At 35.7% G+C, this 16,228-nt stretch carries 24 protein-coding genes; 3 read left to right on the forward strand and 21 right to left on the reverse strand.

The annotated features are described in order from the left end of the window. Nucleotides 1–5: 5 nt before the first annotated feature. Nucleotides 6–458: a sulfite exporter TauE/SafE family protein gene (locus CLOS_RS09130; RefSeq protein ID WP_278183737.1), complete on the forward strand. Its 453-nt coding sequence runs from the start codon at nt 6–8 to the stop codon at nt 456–458. Further along, nucleotides 458–817, forward strand: coding sequence for a sulfite exporter TauE/SafE family protein (locus CLOS_RS09135; protein WP_012159633.1), 360 nt, complete (start codon nt 458–460; stop codon nt 815–817). The genes CLOS_RS09130 and CLOS_RS09135 overlap by 1 nt, the downstream gene beginning before the upstream one ends. A 10-nt stretch (nt 818–827) precedes the next feature. On the opposite strand, the gene CLOS_RS09140 is transcribed toward CLOS_RS09135, so the two are convergent. The 6 genes from CLOS_RS09140 to yunB all read right to left on the reverse strand — a co-directional run bounded on the left by CLOS_RS09140 (nt 828) and on the right by yunB (nt 5,203). Beyond that, nucleotides 828–1,229 carry a CoA-binding protein gene (locus CLOS_RS09140; protein ID WP_012159634.1) on the reverse strand — a complete coding sequence of 134 codons (402 nt, stop codon included), beginning with the start codon at nt 1,227–1,229 and terminating at the stop codon, nt 828–830. 92 nt (nt 1,230–1,321) lie between these two features. Next, nucleotides 1,322–1,972: a YigZ family protein gene (locus CLOS_RS09145; RefSeq protein WP_012159635.1), complete on the reverse strand. Its 651-nt coding sequence runs from the start codon at nt 1,970–1,972 to the stop codon at nt 1,322–1,324. Nucleotides 1,973–2,084: 112 nt separating this feature from the next. After that, a complete protein-coding gene (locus tag CLOS_RS09150) occupies nt 2,085–2,540 on the reverse strand; it encodes an NUDIX domain-containing protein (RefSeq protein WP_012159636.1) in 456 nt (151 codons plus the stop codon). Between the two features lie 90 nt (nt 2,541–2,630). Next, a complete protein-coding gene (locus CLOS_RS09155; protein WP_012159637.1) occupies nt 2,631–3,173 on the reverse strand; it encodes a HEAT repeat domain-containing protein in 543 nt (180 codons plus the stop codon). A gap of 21 nt (nt 3,174–3,194) precedes the next feature. Then, a complete protein-coding gene (gene hflX / locus CLOS_RS09160) occupies nt 3,195–4,484 on the reverse strand; it encodes a GTPase HflX (RefSeq protein WP_012159638.1) in 1,290 nt (429 codons plus the stop codon). 95 nt (nt 4,485–4,579) lie between these two features. Beyond that, nucleotides 4,580–5,203 carry a sporulation protein YunB gene (gene yunB / locus CLOS_RS09165; RefSeq protein WP_049753901.1) on the reverse strand — a complete coding sequence of 208 codons (624 nt, stop codon included), beginning with the start codon at nt 5,201–5,203 and terminating at the stop codon, nt 4,580–4,582. Between the two features lie 263 nt (nt 5,204–5,466). Here yunB and CLOS_RS09170 point away from each other — a divergent pair, with 263 nt between their 5' ends. Further along, nucleotides 5,467–8,040, forward strand: a complete 2,574-nt coding sequence (locus CLOS_RS09170) for a transglycosylase domain-containing protein (protein ID WP_012159640.1) — start codon at nt 5,467–5,469, stop codon at nt 8,038–8,040. A gap of 113 nt (nt 8,041–8,153) precedes the next feature. Here the strand turns inward: CLOS_RS09170 and spoVAE are convergent, their stop codons facing one another. The 15 genes from spoVAE to CLOS_RS09230 form a co-directional block, all read right to left on the reverse strand. After that, nucleotides 8,154–8,510, reverse strand: coding sequence for a stage V sporulation protein AE (gene spoVAE / locus CLOS_RS09175; protein ID WP_012159641.1), 357 nt, complete (start codon nt 8,508–8,510; stop codon nt 8,154–8,156). 11 nt (nt 8,511–8,521) lie between these two features. Next, the gene (spoVAD, locus tag CLOS_RS09180) at nt 8,522–9,541 is read right to left on the reverse strand and encodes a stage V sporulation protein AD (RefSeq protein WP_012159642.1); all 1,020 of its coding nucleotides are present in this window, start codon (nt 9,539–9,541) and stop codon (nt 8,522–8,524) included. A gap of 13 nt (nt 9,542–9,554) precedes the next feature. Then, the gene (spoVAC, locus tag CLOS_RS09185) at nt 9,555–10,010 is read right to left on the reverse strand and encodes a stage V sporulation protein AC (protein ID WP_012159643.1); all 456 of its coding nucleotides are present in this window, start codon (nt 10,008–10,010) and stop codon (nt 9,555–9,557) included. Between the two features lie 21 nt (nt 10,011–10,031). Further along, nucleotides 10,032–10,190 carry a hypothetical protein gene (locus CLOS_RS15900; RefSeq protein WP_156774431.1) on the reverse strand — a complete coding sequence of 53 codons (159 nt, stop codon included), beginning with the start codon at nt 10,188–10,190 and terminating at the stop codon, nt 10,032–10,034. A gap of 18 nt (nt 10,191–10,208) precedes the next feature. Next, nucleotides 10,209–10,616 (reverse strand): stage V sporulation protein AB, encoded by a 408-nt coding sequence (locus CLOS_RS09190; protein ID WP_012159644.1) that lies wholly within the window; start codon nt 10,614–10,616, stop codon nt 10,209–10,211. Nucleotides 10,617–10,625: 9 nt separating this feature from the next. After that, entirely contained in the window at nt 10,626–11,234 is a 609-nt protein-coding gene (locus tag CLOS_RS09195; RefSeq protein WP_012159645.1) for a stage V sporulation protein AA, read from the reverse strand. After that, nucleotides 11,221–11,397, reverse strand: coding sequence for a hypothetical protein (locus CLOS_RS15905; protein ID WP_156774432.1), 177 nt, complete (start codon nt 11,395–11,397; stop codon nt 11,221–11,223). The genes CLOS_RS09195 and CLOS_RS15905 overlap by 14 nt, the downstream gene beginning before the upstream one ends. A 274-nt stretch (nt 11,398–11,671) precedes the next feature. After that, nucleotides 11,672–12,442 (reverse strand): RNA polymerase sporulation sigma factor SigF, encoded by a 771-nt coding sequence (gene sigF, locus CLOS_RS09200; protein WP_012159646.1) that lies wholly within the window; start codon nt 12,440–12,442, stop codon nt 11,672–11,674. Between the two features lie 12 nt (nt 12,443–12,454). Further along, the gene (spoIIAB, locus tag CLOS_RS09205; protein WP_012159647.1) at nt 12,455–12,892 is read right to left on the reverse strand and encodes an anti-sigma F factor; all 438 of its coding nucleotides are present in this window, start codon (nt 12,890–12,892) and stop codon (nt 12,455–12,457) included. A 14-nt stretch (nt 12,893–12,906) separates the two neighbouring features. Then, entirely contained in the window at nt 12,907–13,242 is a 336-nt protein-coding gene (spoIIAA, locus tag CLOS_RS09210) for an anti-sigma F factor antagonist (RefSeq protein ID WP_012159648.1), read from the reverse strand. A gap of 158 nt (nt 13,243–13,400) precedes the next feature. Then, nucleotides 13,401–13,958, reverse strand: coding sequence for a DNA-3-methyladenine glycosylase I (locus CLOS_RS09215; RefSeq protein WP_012159649.1), 558 nt, complete (start codon nt 13,956–13,958; stop codon nt 13,401–13,403). Between the two features lie 30 nt (nt 13,959–13,988). Beyond that, nucleotides 13,989–14,156, reverse strand: a complete 168-nt coding sequence (locus tag CLOS_RS15910) for a hypothetical protein (protein WP_156774433.1) — start codon at nt 14,154–14,156, stop codon at nt 13,989–13,991. 45 nt (nt 14,157–14,201) lie between these two features. Beyond that, nucleotides 14,202–14,768, reverse strand: a complete 567-nt coding sequence (locus CLOS_RS09220) for a cysteine hydrolase family protein (RefSeq protein ID WP_012159650.1) — start codon at nt 14,766–14,768, stop codon at nt 14,202–14,204. Between the two features lie 61 nt (nt 14,769–14,829). Next, nucleotides 14,830–15,180, reverse strand: a complete 351-nt coding sequence (locus tag CLOS_RS09225; RefSeq protein WP_012159651.1) for a hypothetical protein — start codon at nt 15,178–15,180, stop codon at nt 14,830–14,832. A 126-nt stretch (nt 15,181–15,306) separates the two neighbouring features. Next, nucleotides 15,307–16,215 (reverse strand): aminoglycoside phosphotransferase family protein, encoded by a 909-nt coding sequence (locus tag CLOS_RS09230; protein ID WP_012159652.1) that lies wholly within the window; start codon nt 16,213–16,215, stop codon nt 15,307–15,309. Nucleotides 16,216–16,228: the final 13 nt, after the last annotated feature.

Consider the following 16,228-nt stretch of genomic DNA (forward strand, 5'->3'; position numbering starts at 1 on the left):
AACCTATGGTTTTTATCCATTCCTGTAGCGAAAGAATATCTTCACTTTATTTGGACAAAATACTCTATATTACCTTTAAAGCTAGGAGCGATGGCATGAACAAGGTTTCTCATTTTACATTCATCATTTTAATTGGTTTTACTTCTGGCATCGTCAATGGATTATTCGGTGCCGGTGGTGGAACCATTGCCGTACTGGCTCTTACACTTATTTTTTCCGTTAGTCAACATAAAGCGCAGGCTACAGCCATATCGATCATTCTACCCCTATCTTTAATCAGTGGTTTTATATATTACAGAAGTGGATTTACAACAATGGAAACTACCGTCAAAGTTGCCATTGGCGGAGTAATTGGAAGCTACATCGGTTCCAATTTGCTAAATAAAATACCAGAAAATTACCTTCGAAAAATTTTTGGTGCTTTCATCATTGTTTCTGCTTTAAGGATGGTGTTTTAATGCTCTTTATCTTGTTAGGGGTAATGGCTGGTTTAATTGGCGGAATGGGAATTGGGGGCGGAACTATACTGATCCCTTCTTTAATATTTTTAACAGATTTAAATCAGCAGACGATTCAAAGCATTAATTTGATATCTTTCGTTCCGGTTGCAATTGTTGCTTTGTTTGTGCATTTCAGAAAAGGTAATATCGTATCGAAGCTGAGTATTCCACTGATTGGCTCTGGTATTTTAGGTACGATTATCGGATCGAAATTAGCGCTGAAATTATCCTCTGTAATTTTAAGAAAATGGTTTGGTGGATTTTTGTTGGTCATAGGACTCTATGAAGTTTTTTTTAAGGGCACAAAAAAGAAATGAGACCACTATTTTAGTGGTCTCCTCCGAGTGCTACTAGCACGCAATCATAAAATACAATTTTCATTCCTTTTTCCTCTGCAGTATCTATTACATCTTCATCGAATGTTCCTGGCTGAAACCATACATACTCAATACCAAGTGCCCCTATCTCCTCTAGTGCTGCCTTGGATAACTTAGGATTCACGACCATATTGATACATTCTGGTTTCTCTGGCAATTCTTTTAAACTTGGATACAGTTGATCGCCATCAATACTTTCATATTTAGGATTCACTCCATAAACTGTATATCCATGATCTTTTAACTTTTTATAAATTTTATATCCAAATTTTTCTGGATCTGGTGTCGCACCAATCACTGCCCACACCTTTCGATCCAACATCTCTTTTTTTACTACTTCTATTGCATCCATGTAGAGCCCTCCTTAAATTTTATATAGTTATTATGTACCCAAATATTTTATGTTTATATAGGAAAAATATTTATTATTCTTCTTTTAATATGTTACGGAACTATAATTTTACCATCAATTTCCGTTAGATACTCTTGTTCTATGGATTCTAGGGTGCTTCTTCCATTGGTCCATTCAATAATTTGTTCCTTAAATTGCTGTATTCTAGGAACTTCTATGTATAGGTAGAAATGTACTGAATCATCATATTCCGTGGTCTTTATTAGATAACCATTCTGTAATATCTCATTTTGAATTTTTCCAAGCATCGTGTAATCTATTTTGATATGTACCAGCTCATATAATCGTTTTATGATTATTTTAGCTGCATCCAAACCGACTTTAGCACCCTTTGTATAGGCTCTAACCAAACCACCTGTACCCAGTTTGATTCCACCAAAATACCGAGTTACAACAACCACAACATCCTTTAGTCCCTCTTTTTTTATAACTTCTAAAACAGGAATTCCTGCAGTACCGGAAGGCTCACCATCATCACTATACCGCTGGATTTCATTGTTCTCTCCAAGGATATAGGCAGGAACATTGTGCGTTGCATTCCTATGCTTCGTTTTGATGCTATCTATAAAGGCAATGGCTTCTTCTTCGCTATTAATAGGCGCTGCATACCCTATAAATCTTGATTTATCTATAATAATTTCTGCTTCTCCATATTCTAGTAAAGTTCTATATTCTTTCAGCATATACGACCAATCCTTTTTTTCATTATAGTTCTATCATACCATATTTAACCTTTCAATAAAATAAGGAAGTAGTTTCCTACTTCCCCACATCATCGTATATTCAATTATGATATTAACCTACTTCAATCAGCTCATTGACTCGTTCTTGCTCTTTTTTCATTATTTCTTTGTATTTCCTGTAAGAAAGATTAACTAATGATCGATCCTGACTATAAGTGATCATTTCTAATGCATTATCAATGGTATAGAATCCACCATCTTTAAATCCTGATTCTTTGTCGACTTCAAAGGATTTATTTGGTGCATGCATGATAAACCAAGTTATTTTATTGCATACCGGTTGTTTTCTCGTAACAGAAAAAAATTCGTAACTAGTTTCACCTGCTGTGGATAGAATCTCTGCGTCAATGCCAGCTTCAGCTTTTACACGGCACAACGCTACATCCATAGAAAGATCACCATTACGAATTACACCTTTCGGTAAAACCCATTCATTTTTTTCATTCTTTAAGATAAATACCTGATTTGCATAAAATACAACGCCACCTGCGCAGTTTCTAAAAATCATTGGACGAATCCTCCTTCCGATTATCTTAGTACTAGTATATACTAAATATTAGAAATTTACAACTTTTTTCAGAATATTTTAATTTATTTTCTAATTTCTTTCTATTGGATCTTTTCGTCTGGATTCGATGGCATGGATTGCCTCTTCATAGCTTCTTCGTACATAAGGCAATTCCTTTGGATTGTTTAATAGACCATTTAACCTTCTTATGGTCTTTTCATTCCCGATTTCCTTCAATGCTTTCGCTGCATACTGCCGAACCTGTGGTTTTACATCCTGTAGTCCTCTATGTAAGATATCCACGCTCTGTACGGATCCTATTTTACCTAAGGCGGAGCACACCATTCTGCGTACTCCACCGTGTTTGTGAGAAATTTCGTTATGTATAACCGGGGTTAAGGATTCCTTCTTTATTTCTCCAGCAATCCACAAAGCAATCATTTTATCCTCTGCATTCTCAATCATTGGAATTTTTTTCAGTAAAAAAGTTGCAAGCTCTATGCGCTCTGTTTCATCTAAGGAGTTCAATATTTCTATTCTTTCATCTTTTGTTCCTGCCAGTAAGCTTATAAAGAAATGATCGTCTATTTTATGTTGTGTCGAATTTATAAAAGTATCTTTTTCTTCCTTCATAAGAATCCCCCAAAAAGTACATTAATTTAGTTTATAAGGCTCGTATTTATGGTAGTACATATTCTCTAATCTTGCGTTCACTTGTGTACCGCCTTCTACGTATTCCGTCGAAAGAACAATCCCTTCCTTATGTAAGCTCGATAGAAGGTTCCCTTTGTCGTATGGAATTAATAAATCTACTTCAATAATATCGGGGCCAATTTCTGCTCTGATTTTTTCTATTAATACATCTATATTCTTATGGGTTACCGCAGAAATATGGATGCAATTTTCTTCCTTAGGTAAAAGAGCTTCATCCGATATCTTATCGATTTTGTTATACACTGTAATAATATTTTTGTTTTCTACACCAAGGTCGTTTAAAACCCCCAGCGTTGTATCTTTTTGTAAATTATATTCTTCGTTGGATGCATCAATTACATGAATCAATAAATCTGCATATTTTACCTCCTCCAGTGTTGCTTTAAATGCATTCACTAAGGCATGGGGCAACTTACTAACAAATCCAACGGTGTCCGTCAATATAAAATCTAGTTTATCTGGGAAAGATAGTCGTCTTAAGGATACATCCAATGTAGCAAATAGCATATCCTCAACGTATACTTCCTTCGTATCGTCATGATGGTCGCTGAGTTTCAGAAGCGTGTTCATAAGTGTAGATTTCCCTGCATTTGTATACCCTACCAAAGCCACAATAGGAATTTCCGATTTACTTCTCTTACCTCTCTGCACCTCTCTGTTTTTCCGAACTTCCTTTAATTCGCTTTCAATATCATCGATTCGCTTCAGTATATGTCGACGATCGGTCTCTAATTTCTTTTCTCCAGGTCCTCTTGTACCAATACCAGCTCCTTGTTGTGAAAGCTGCCGTCCTAATCCGATGAGCCTTGGCATTCTGTATTTTAGCTGAGCCAACTCCACTTGCAGCTTCCCTTCCTTCGTACTGGCTCTCTGTGCAAAAATATCTAAAATAAGGGCAGTGCGATCGATGACATCAACACCGATTTCTTCCTCTAGGTTTCTTATCTGCGACCCAGACAGCTCATCATTAAAAATTACCATATTGGCTTCTAGGTTTTCGCAGAGTTCCTTTATTTCTTCGACCTTCCCTTTTCCTATAAAATAGGTTACATCAACGGCTGGTCTACTTTGAATGGCAGTAGCTAGAACCTGTGCACCAGCAGCTTTTGCAAGTTCCTCTAATTCCTCCATAGACACTTCAATATCTATTTTTTCCCTTTTTCCAGTATTATTCAGTCCTACTAGTATTGCTTTCGTGATCTCTTTATCCTCTATATTCTCTATCTCCATCAGTGCTTTCCTCTCCTTTGTTTCAGCAGAATGCTTCTTATTCAATTAAAATCGTCTATTAACATTATAACCGATTCTGAGAATATATAACATAATTATTCATAAGGCTCCACAAAGTTTGACATCTCATCTCCAGGTACATTGACGTAATTCATCGGCACTTTTCCTACAATAATCGTTTCTGCTATTGGGAAATACGTTGTAACCTTTATGGTATTGGAGCTGAACGGCACCATGACCCTTACACTGGTATTGATAATTAAATAGATTCGATGTCGTGTTTGGTTGATTCCTGACTCTTCAAATTCAGTTCCAAAATTTACATTGACCATTCCCAGTGGCGTTACTGTCAATTTCATCTTCGGTCCATATTGTGCAAATAGTTGGCTCCCAAAGGCATTTCCTAGGGGTATTCGGTCGGATGTGGTCTGTATCTGTTTAAGATATCCCTGTATTGTCAAAGCTACATCTGAAGCTACTTTATTCATGAGAAATGTATTCGCTTGCATCAGCGTAACATTTCCTTCTTCATCCTCTTTTACAAAAATTAAATCTTGATAACGTATATCCTCCTTTAATACATTGCTGATGGATTCATTAATCGCCCTTGTCGTGATTTCTTGTGCCTTTAATTCTCCAATGGCCTGTACACTGGGCGTAATTTTACGATCTATATACACAAAGGAAGAGATTAAGATTAAACTCACGATGAGCATCATCCCTAAAATTTTAATTCTTAAATATTTTCGCTTACTAGATAATATACGGCCCAAAAATATCACCTCAGCTTATTATATTCCTGGTGCAGTGTACTTGTTCTTACTACATTCAAGATATAATGTATACTTTACACAAACTATGATATAATTGTAATATTAATGCCTATATGCTATATTAATATGGTGGTATTTTTATTCATTTGGCATCCTATGAAATTTGGTCTCCAAAACTGTCGGATTTACTCTTTATGGAGGTGTGAACAATGTCAGAAAAAAAATCTAATAACCAAACTGACAAGAAAAATAATAAAAAGCAAAAAAGATTAAGTATTTTTAGATTAATCGTAGTTGTAGTTATATTAGTAGGTTTTATTGCCGCTGGTGCCATTGGCGGTATCGTAATGGGTATTATAAAGAATACTGAACCGATTGATCCTACAGGTATATACGATATGTTGGATGAAAGCTCCTTTATTTACGACTCAGAAGGTCAACTGATAGAAAAGATAGAGTCCAATAATTTTAGAATTGTAGTGGATTACGCGGATATGCCGGAAGACTTAAAAGATGCTTTCGTTTCTATTGAGGACGAGCGTTTTTGGACTCATAAAGGAGTCGATATCAGACGTATGTTTGGCGCACTTTGGACAAACATACGAAAAGGCTCTCGACAAGGTGCCAGTACCATTAACCAGCAATTAGCTGTAAACTTATATTTGGAGCGTTCCGACTCTTCTTATACAAGAAAAATTAAAGATATCTACTATGGTATCATTTTAGACCAACAGCTGTCAAAGGAACAGATTTTAGAAGCTTATTTAAATACCATTTATTTAGGAAGCGGTGCCCATGGCGTACAGGCCGCTGCACAGGTATATTTTTCAAAGGACGTTAAAGATCTTACACTGGCAGAATCTGCATTGATTGCTGGTATTACTAAATTTCCATCGAGAAATACACCGATCATCACTTTGAAAAAAGAAGATGTTAAAGAGCATCACATCGTCTTAGATGATTCAGATCCTCAATATACTATAATAATGAATGAAAAAATTGATGAATACGTTATTCATCGGCAAAAATTAGTGCTTAATTCCATGAAAAGATTAGGTTATATTACCGAAGCTGAGTATGACCAAGCCCTGAATGAAGATGTTAAATCCAGTCTAAAACCAAATCGACGAATCGATGAAAACATCTCTTCTTTCTTTGGAGACCTGGTCAAAAAAGACGTTATGAAGGCTTTAGAAGGTGTGGGCTATTCTCAAGAAGAAGCCTTTGACATGCTTTATTCCGGAGGACTTAGGATTAATAGTACCTTAGATACCAGAATACAAAAAATTGTAGATGAAGAATTTTCTAAATCCAATAATTTCCCCAAAATAAGTGGCTCTGATAGAGCAGCTTTATTGGCAAAAGACGGATTTACCGAAGATGAACAAAAAAACATCCTGGATGCTGCTGGTCAAATACAACCGCAGTCTGCTATGGTTATCAGCGATCCTACAACTGGTGAAATCAAAGCCATTGTTGGTGGTCGAATGACCTCTGGACAAAGAATATTCAATAGAGCACTCAGTCCTAGACAGCCGGGTTCATCTATTAAACCGATCGCAGTGTATGCACCTGCTGTAGAGCTTGGTTATTCACCAGGGACTATAGTCGATGACATACCTGGTTATTTTAACAGCGCCTCTCCTAACTCACCTTGGCCAAGAAACTTTTATAAAAGCTATAAAGGTCTCATTACCTTCCGTGAAGCTGTGGAGCGTTCAGCCAACGTAATTGCTGTTAAACTAGCAGCCACTATGAATGGAGATCGAAATTCCTCCATCAATACCATGATTAGCTATATGAAAAATATGGGGATCACTACGATTCATGATAAAGAAAATCCACTAACTGTGAATGGAAAGCGTTATACAGATGAAACACTGTCCACTGCTTTGGGTGGTATGACAAAGGGTGTTAGCCCACTGGAAATGAATGCTGCCTACAATGTATTAGCCAATGGTGGTACTTACACAAAGCCAACCACTTTTACGACAGTCTATGATCGACACGGCAATCTAATCTTAGAAAATAAACCGGAGCAACATAGAGCCATTACTGAACAAACTGCTTTTCTTGTAACGGATATGCTTCGCGGTGTTGTTTCTTCTCCGAGAGGTACCGGTAGAGGTGCTAGCATCGGAAGCATGCCGGTAGCTGGTAAAACAGGGACAACGGATGATCAAAAAGATGCTTGGTTTGTGGGTTATACACCTTATTATTCTGCTGCTGTTTGGATTGGCTCCGATCAACCTGTAAGCTTAGGTACAGGTAGCCCTGCTGCTGCAAAGCTATGGAGCACAGTAATGAAGAAAGTCCACGAAGGACTTCCCGTTAAGGATTTTGAAGAACCAAGTAATATAAAGAGAGTTAGTATATGTTCTGTTTCCGGAAAAATGCCTACAGAATATTGTGCATTGGACCCTAGAGGAAGTACTGTTATCACAGAATTATTTGTAGAGGGTACACAGCCTACCGAATACTGTGACGTACACGTTCGTGCAGAAATTCACGTGCCTACTGGAAAATTGGCTACAGATTTAACGCCGTTCTGGCAAGTAGAATCTAGAATATTTGTTCAAAGACCAATACCTTACATTCCATCAGAAAATGGTGGTATTGTTCCAGAAGATTATATCTACGAGCTGCCTACTGAATACTACGATGTTTTAAAAGATGGACTAGGAATCACTTTCCCGAATAACAATGGAAATGATCCAGATGAGGAAATCCCATCGAACGACAATGAAGACAACAATAATGCGAATTTCCGTCCTGGCGATTAGATTCTTTCTATCAGTAAAATTAAAAAAGTCATCCTTAAGAAAATTAAGGATGACTTTTTTATTCCGGTTAGAGCATCAAATGCTCTAACTAAAACTTTATAATAAATTTTATCTTATGGCTTCGTCTTTGGATTAAAAAACACTGCCATCAAATACCCAAATACAATGGCCGCCGTAATACCACCGGCTGTAGCTGATATTCCTCCAGTAAAAGCGCCTAGGAGCCCATCTTCTTTCACTGCTGAAATCGTTCCCTTTGCCAAAGCATATCCAAATCCAGGTATTGGTACAGTTGCACCTGCGCCTCCGAATTTTACAATAGGCTCATATACACCTAGTGCTCCTAATATTACGCCTGTTGTTACAAATAATACTAATACATGGGCAGGTGTAAGTTGTGTCTTATTAATTATAATCTGACCGATGACACAAATTGCTCCACCTACAATGAATGCCTTGATATATTCCATATGAACATCTCCTAATTCAATTTATTTTCTATCGTAACAGCATGAGCGATACTAGGAATAGATTCTCCTTGTAAAGAACTTGTGGATGATAGCAATGCTCCTGTCGAAACGATCAGTATTTTATTTAACTTTTTAGCTTGTAACTCTTTGTACAGATATCCGCAGGATACAACTGCCGAACAACCACAGCCGCTTCCTCCTGAATGTGTGTCCTGCCTTTCATTATCAAAGACCTCTACACCACAGTCTTTAAAGACCTTAGACATATTATAGCCTTCTTTTTGCAGTAGCTCCATAGCAATTTCATGACCAATAATGCCCAAATCCCCCGTAATAATAAGATCGTAATCCTCTGGCTTAAATCCAGTGTCGGTGAAATGTGCTCTTATTGTATCGACTGCTGCTGGTGCCATGGCGGCACCCATATTCGCAGCATCTTTGATTCCAAAATCGATAACTTTTCCAGTGGTAACGTAAGTAATGTAAGGGCCTTCGCCTACAGAAGAAATGATAGTAGCACCAGCGCCCGTAACTGTCCACTGTGATGTAAGGGGTCTCTGATTTCCAGACTCTAATGGAAATCGATATTGTCTCTCTGCAGATGAAAAATGGCTGGATGTTGTAGTAATTACTTGATCTGCATATCCACCATCTACAATCATAGAGGCTAAGCTGAGGGATTCTGTAAAGTTAGAGCAAGCTCCATACAAACCGAAAAAAGGAACCTTCATATCTCTAGCCGCAAAGGATGTAGACATAATTTGATTCAGTAAATCTCCACCAAACATATACTCCATATCATCTAAAGTTAAATTAACTTTTCCCAAGGCAATATTTGCTGCTTCCTTTACCAATGCACTCTCTGCCATTTCCCAGCTATCTTCTCCCAATAAATCATCCTGCACGATCTTATCAAAGTATTGTGCAAGCGGTCCATCGCCCTCTTTTGGTCCAACAATAGAACCTGCGGAAATAATGGAGGGAGGATTTAACAATTTAATCGTTTGACTGCCTATCTTTTTTACTGCCATAACGAAACACCTCCTAGTGATTAAAAATATAGTATAGTACGCCTATTATGGCTGAAGATCCTATGCCATATACCAGTACTGGGCCTGCCAAAACAAACATCTTGGCTGCTACACCCATGATAAAACCCTCTTTCTTGAATTCCATTGCAGGTGCAACAATAGAGTTTGCAAATCCAGTAATTGGTATTAGGGAACCAGCACCTGCCCTTTTTCCAATGACATCATAAACGCCAATGCCTGTTAGAAGGGCTCCAATGAAAACCATGATTAAAGTTGTAATATTACTTACATCCGTATGGGAGTAATCATAAATAGATTCAATAACATTGTGGATCACCTGACCAATGGTACAGATTGCTCCACCAGAGAAAAAAGCCCAAATACAATTTTTTAAAATATTAGGCTTTGGAATTTTAGTATCTACATAATTTTGATAGGCCTTATTTTTGTTCGATTGATCTTTTGACATTGACATCACTCCGTATTTAAATTATCTAAGTTCATTTAATATTTGTTTGTTTTCAATATGTTCTACATTTAAAGCACTCTGTTTATTTCCAAATTGATGAATCAAACTCTTTTCCTCTATATTTGATATCTTCGATAGATCGAATTTCTTTATGGAATAATATCCATGGGAATCTTCCATGCCATCACCTCATTTATATTAAAAATAAACCAACCAGTTTAACAATGAGCCGATTACCTTTCCAAATATTAAAGAATATATGATGTAGGTTGTATATCCTTGTAACTTGAATCTCCTTATTAATACTGGAATCACATTTAGAACCTCCGCTAAGGCAGATGCCAGCATTCCTATAAATATTCCCATGCTAAATCCAATTAGAACGACTAGAATGCCCATATTGATTTTAATCTCTGCAAGAGATAGGTAAGAAGCCAAAACTGAAGCGATTACAATGATATCTTCGTATAATTTAACATATTGATAGGTATTCGTTAGCTGCGAAAGCCTGGGAATTATTTGCAAAACAGAAAGTAATGCCACAATTCCTGCACCTACCATGATTCCATTAGAAAAACCTATGACAGGTATCGTTATATATTTCATTTTTACCCCCTATTGCTGCTCATGAGTCTTATTTTTTATATATTCATCAACACTTTGCTGATAAGAGTACATTTCCATCTCCAATGGAGTAGGTTCATCATCTATTTTTTTCTTAAATATATGGTTAAAAAATACTGCCATTCCAACACCAATCCCTAAGGAGTATGGGATTTGCAGCAATAAGGGGCGTTCAGACTCCTCCCCTGTCATCACCTTATAGATCACCTTATGGGACTCTTTCATATCTACATCTGAGTGAAAATTAATAATAGCAGTGACGGCCCCTATAAACAACAAGAAGCTTACAAGTGCTACTCTTAAAATTTTATATGGATCTTCCTTTGTTTTATCATTCAGTTCTATTAGAATCTCGGTTTCTCCTATCACAACAATCTCATAGTTTGGTATTTCTTCTTTTATAAACGTTACAATTACTAAAATAGAAATCAGATGAAACTGTTGATTCTTCGTATCCACAGGATAGTTCATATTTTCCAATTTAGTCTTTATTTCTTTATCTGCAGAAATTTCTACCATATCCTTTAATAATACGGCACTATTTTTAGGCACCATAATTTTTCCTTTGGACCTTAGAAAGATTTGATTATTCTTTTCCATGATGGATACTCCTTATACAAGCTTTTGAACTAAAAACTAGATCTGCCTTTTCGGGAACTTTATTCACATTTTTATTTGAAAAAATATACCAAGCGCCAAAAGAAATTACTACTACTGCTAAAAAAAATAATATACTTTTATTTTTCTCTAAAATATATAGCATATCTTCACCATCCTTCACTTTTATTATTTACTATTTTTATTTTTTAATTCTTCTTTATGCTTTCTTATTTCGCAGTCGTACAAATTTGGCGTTGGTTGCATTTGACCTACCATCAATTGATTGCTTCCTTTGGTCGCATAAATTGAGTATTTCTCTATTAACCTTTCTTAGATAAGTACTGCTTATATTTAATATTTTCGCAGTCTCATTGCACAATCTTCTTTTCCTTCCAGTCGCATAAACTGGGTTAGGTCATAAAAAAAGAAGACTTCATTTAAGCCTTCTTCATAATATCCTTCATATTCTGTAATACCTTCTTTTCTATTCTAGAAACCTGAACCTGTGAAATCCCTAAAACTTGAGCAATTTGGGTCTGGGTTTGATCTTTAAAATATCTTAAAAATATAATCTGTCTCTCCCTTGGCTCTAATTTAGAAATTGCCTCCTGTAGTACGATTCGATCGATTACTTCACTATCTTCTAAAGTATCATTCTCACTAATTTTATCGATTAAATGGATCGGTGAACCATCATCCTGATGAATCACATCGTATAGATATTCTGGACTGGCACTAGAATCCAATGCCATAACAATTTCTTCTTTTGTAGCACCCATATCGTCTGCAATCTCTTGTAATGTGGGTTCCCTTCCATTCTCTTTCTGTAATTTCTCCTTCGTCATCTTCACTCTTGCAGCAGTTTGTTTCAAAGATCTTGAAACTTTGATGATACCATCATCTCTTAAAAATCTCTTTATTTCTCCTATAATCATTGGGACTGCATATGTAGAAAACCTTACATCAAAACTGGTATCAAATTTTTTTATTGCTTTAATTAGTCCGATGCAGCCTAACTGAAATAAATCTTCTCTCTCATATCCTCTATTGGCAAATCGTCGGATGACACTTCGAACCAATCCCAAGTTGTGATTGACCAGGATTTCTTGTGCCTCCATATTGCCACTTTGAGCCTGTAATATTAATTCTATCGTTCTATCGTGCTCTAATATTTCAACTTGCTCCCCTGAAAAAGCTGAAAAATTCATGTTATCTACCCCTTACTTTACATTCAGGCTTTTGAATTTTTTTACCATTCTTATTGTTGTTCCCTTTTCTAGTTCAGAATATACTTCAACTTCGTCCATAAAGGTTTCCATTACAGTAAATCCCATACCTGAACGTTCTAATTGTGGCTTAGATGTAAATAAAGGCTCTCTCGCTTGTTCAACATTATCAATACCACGACCTTTATCCTCTATAATAATCTCTAAATCATTGCCATTGATTCTACAGGTCACCACAACTAAGCCTGTATTATCTTCGTACCCATGAATAATAGCATTCGTTACAGCTTCAGAAACAGCAGTTTTTATATCTGTGATTTCTTCAATTGTAGGATCTAATTGAGATGCAAAAGCGGCTACAACTACCCTAGCAAACGCCTCATTCTGTGACTTGCTATCGAATTCTATTTTCATATAGTTTTTGTATTCCATCTGATTACACTCCTTTACATGCGATTAAGAGCTTCGCTTTTGTTGGTATACTTGCTTATAATACTATATAGACCTGCTAGATGAAAGATTTTATCTATCTTATCAGCGACATGAATCACCGATACTTTTCCACCGAATTTCGATATGTTTTTATATCTTCCAATAATAACACCGATGCCAGAGCTATCCATAAACTTCATGCCACTCAAATCAAAGATCAAATTCTTCGCTCTTTGTTGGCTAATCATATCGTCTAATTCCGTTCTGATGCTTTCTGCAAAGTGGTGGTCTAGTTCACCATCAAATTGGACAATTAGTGTATTCTCTATCATTTCATATTTTAATTGCAACTTCTACCCCTCCTGTTTACATGATATATAGTATTTCTATAAACTTTGGATAAGTCCTTCCGTGAAAAAACACTTGTTTTGTAATGTTTTGGAGGGCAAAAAATATAACAAAAGGAAAATTGACACCATTTGTCGATTTTCCTTTTTATGATGTATGTTTACACTTCATCGTACCTAAAACAATCTTTAATATGGTCATTGATCAGCCCTGCTGCCTGTAAATAAGAATATATTACAGTAGAGCCTACAAATCGAAATCCTCTCTTTTTTAAATCTTTACTTATTTTACTGGATAACTCTGTATGGGCTGGTACCTCTGAAATATGATCCCATTGATTTTTTATTGTTTGATGATCTACGAATCCCCATAAATAATGAGAAAAACTTCCAAATTCCTTTTGAACTTCTAAGAACTTCTGCGCATTATGTATAGAAGCCTCTATCTTTCTGCGGTTCCGGATAATCCCTGCATTATTCAAAAGTTCATTAAATTTTTCCTCATCGTATTGAGCTACCTTTACTGGATCGAAATGATCGTATGCTATTCTATAATTCTCTCTTCTCTTTAAAATCGTATGCCAGCTTAACCCAGCCTGAGCAGCCTCCAGTATCAAAAACTCGAAATGCTTCTGATCATCGTAAACAGGAACGCCCCATTCTTCGTCATGATACCTTATATACATTTCATCCTTCTCACACCAAGGACATCTTTTCATCTCCATTGCTCCTTCACTGTTATATTCTTATCATCCTTTTGCTTCAAGCAACTTAATGAGCTTTTTATCACTTAATATTTCCTTTGTTATAAGGTCGCCATTTTTAGAAAATACTCGATACTTTTCCTTTTTATTAGAAATCGCGCAGAAAACATGCTCTTTTTCTAAACTATCTATCTCAACGGTAATAATATTCAATTATCTACTCCTTTAAAATATCCTCTATCACTTTATAAGAAAATATTATTCTATTTTATCATCTAGGATAGATTTAATCTGTTCATTATCTAGAATTAACTGCTCTTGTTCATTTAGTATCACTTCAAACATAGCTTGTTCTTGGTTTTCCAAGTGGCTAAAGCTTGCATCTTTGGCTAATATCACATTAAAATCTCTTTCGTATGCATCTATTGCTGTTCTTCCAACGCATCCATGGGTAAATACTCCCGATAAAATCAATGTATCAATTCCTCTTACTATTAAATCTTCTTCAAAGTTTGTTCTAATAAATGTACTTTGTCTCGTTTTAGTGATAACAATGTGCTTGTCACTAAATTTAATTTCTGAAAGTAATTTTGCTTCGTCACTTCCTTGTATTAGCGCAGAGAAGTTGTATTTTTTCATCACTAGGTTCCAAGTAGATCTATCTTCCTTATGTATTGTAAGCACTTGATATATCGGAATATTTTTATTTTCAGCATAAATTATTAAATCATTAATAGATTCAATCAATTCATTTATCCTTATTCTACGTTCTTCCGTCCTAAAAAAATAATGTTGCATATCTATTACTACCAACGCTGGTCTCATGTGATTATCCCCACCTTTTGAGTTGTTAAAGCCGTATATCAGTATTGTGTATTCTAAACGGCTAATCCATATTAAAATGCGATTTAAGCTTTCCTAATTTATTTAAATAATCTTCATCCGTTAAATATCTTTCGTCTCTTAATTCATTTAAAATCTTTACATATTTTTTATACTCCTCATAGTTCTCCTTTTGAATCCCTCTGTTCTGATAAAATCTGACGATTTTCTCTAATTCATCATTATCTATTACTTCAATGTCACGTAATCTTACCAATCCAACAACTTGAAGATCTTGCTTAATCTTTGGTGAACTATCTGCCTCAGGTAATAAAGGTCTTATTGCTAAACTGACAGCCCCATAAATAGTGAAAAAGAAAATGATAGATGATAATAACACATTAATAATTTCCATTTGTACACCTCTTTCTTATTGATTTACATATCGGATTATTCCATTTTATTATAGACATAGTGTTTCTCTTTTAATAAATTCATATATTGACAAAATCTTTACAACCAAAGATATTTGACGGTACGCTTACATACTGTTAATATACCAATTTGGAATATATGTGTCAAAATTATTGTACCACTGTAAAATATTTTTTGCCTGTTCCAACATCTTATTCACATCTTCTTTTCCGAACGGAATTGCCCAAGGAATAGAAGCAATCTGATTCGTTGCAATATATAACGCCATTAACCTAAAGAACAGATCTGGTACTTTATTGTAAAAGTAGCCATTGATATAGCCGGATGCAAATTCAGGGCTAATTGATGCAGAAAAAGTAATGCGATTAAATTCTTCCCACGGATCGCCATAATCCATTCTATTAAAGTCAATGATGCCTAATTCTCCCGTTGGAGTGATAACCATATTGCCAACATGATAATCTCCGTGTTGAAAAGATTGTGGCCTATCCCTTAGTAGAAAACGATTGCGCTCAATATACGCCATCATTTGATCAGCGCCATTGAACTGAATCTTACAATTTTTATAGCTGAGTATTTTGCTATCAATTTTACGATGATACCGTTTCTCCCAACTTTCTTGTTCTTTCGGTGCTTGGATTTCATGGATTCTATTTAGAAACTCACCTGCTTTAATTCCTAACCGATATTGTTCCTCCTTATTCAATTTAAGTATAGCAGATTCAGCATCCTCACCATGAATCCAAGAAAGTAAAGAATAAGATGCTTTTCCCCCACTACACAGGCCAAAATCAATAGGACGTGTAGCTAATATATTCTTATTCATAAGTACCTTTAAGTAATTAAATTCCTTTTTCTTCTGCTCATATTGGGATTTATCCGAAATTTTAAGTAACAACTCCTGTTGATTCAAGGTTCTAATATAATATTTTTTATCATCGGACCACCCTTTATTAATTGGCTCTACTACATTCCACTTATCTGAATTCGGGATATCATGCATATTTATTTCCAATGTTCATCCCCCC

The organism is Alkaliphilus oremlandii OhILAs, from assembly GCF_000018325.1.
GTDB classification, from domain to species: Bacteria; Bacillota; Clostridia; order Peptostreptococcales; family Natronincolaceae; genus Alkaliphilus_B; species Alkaliphilus_B oremlandii.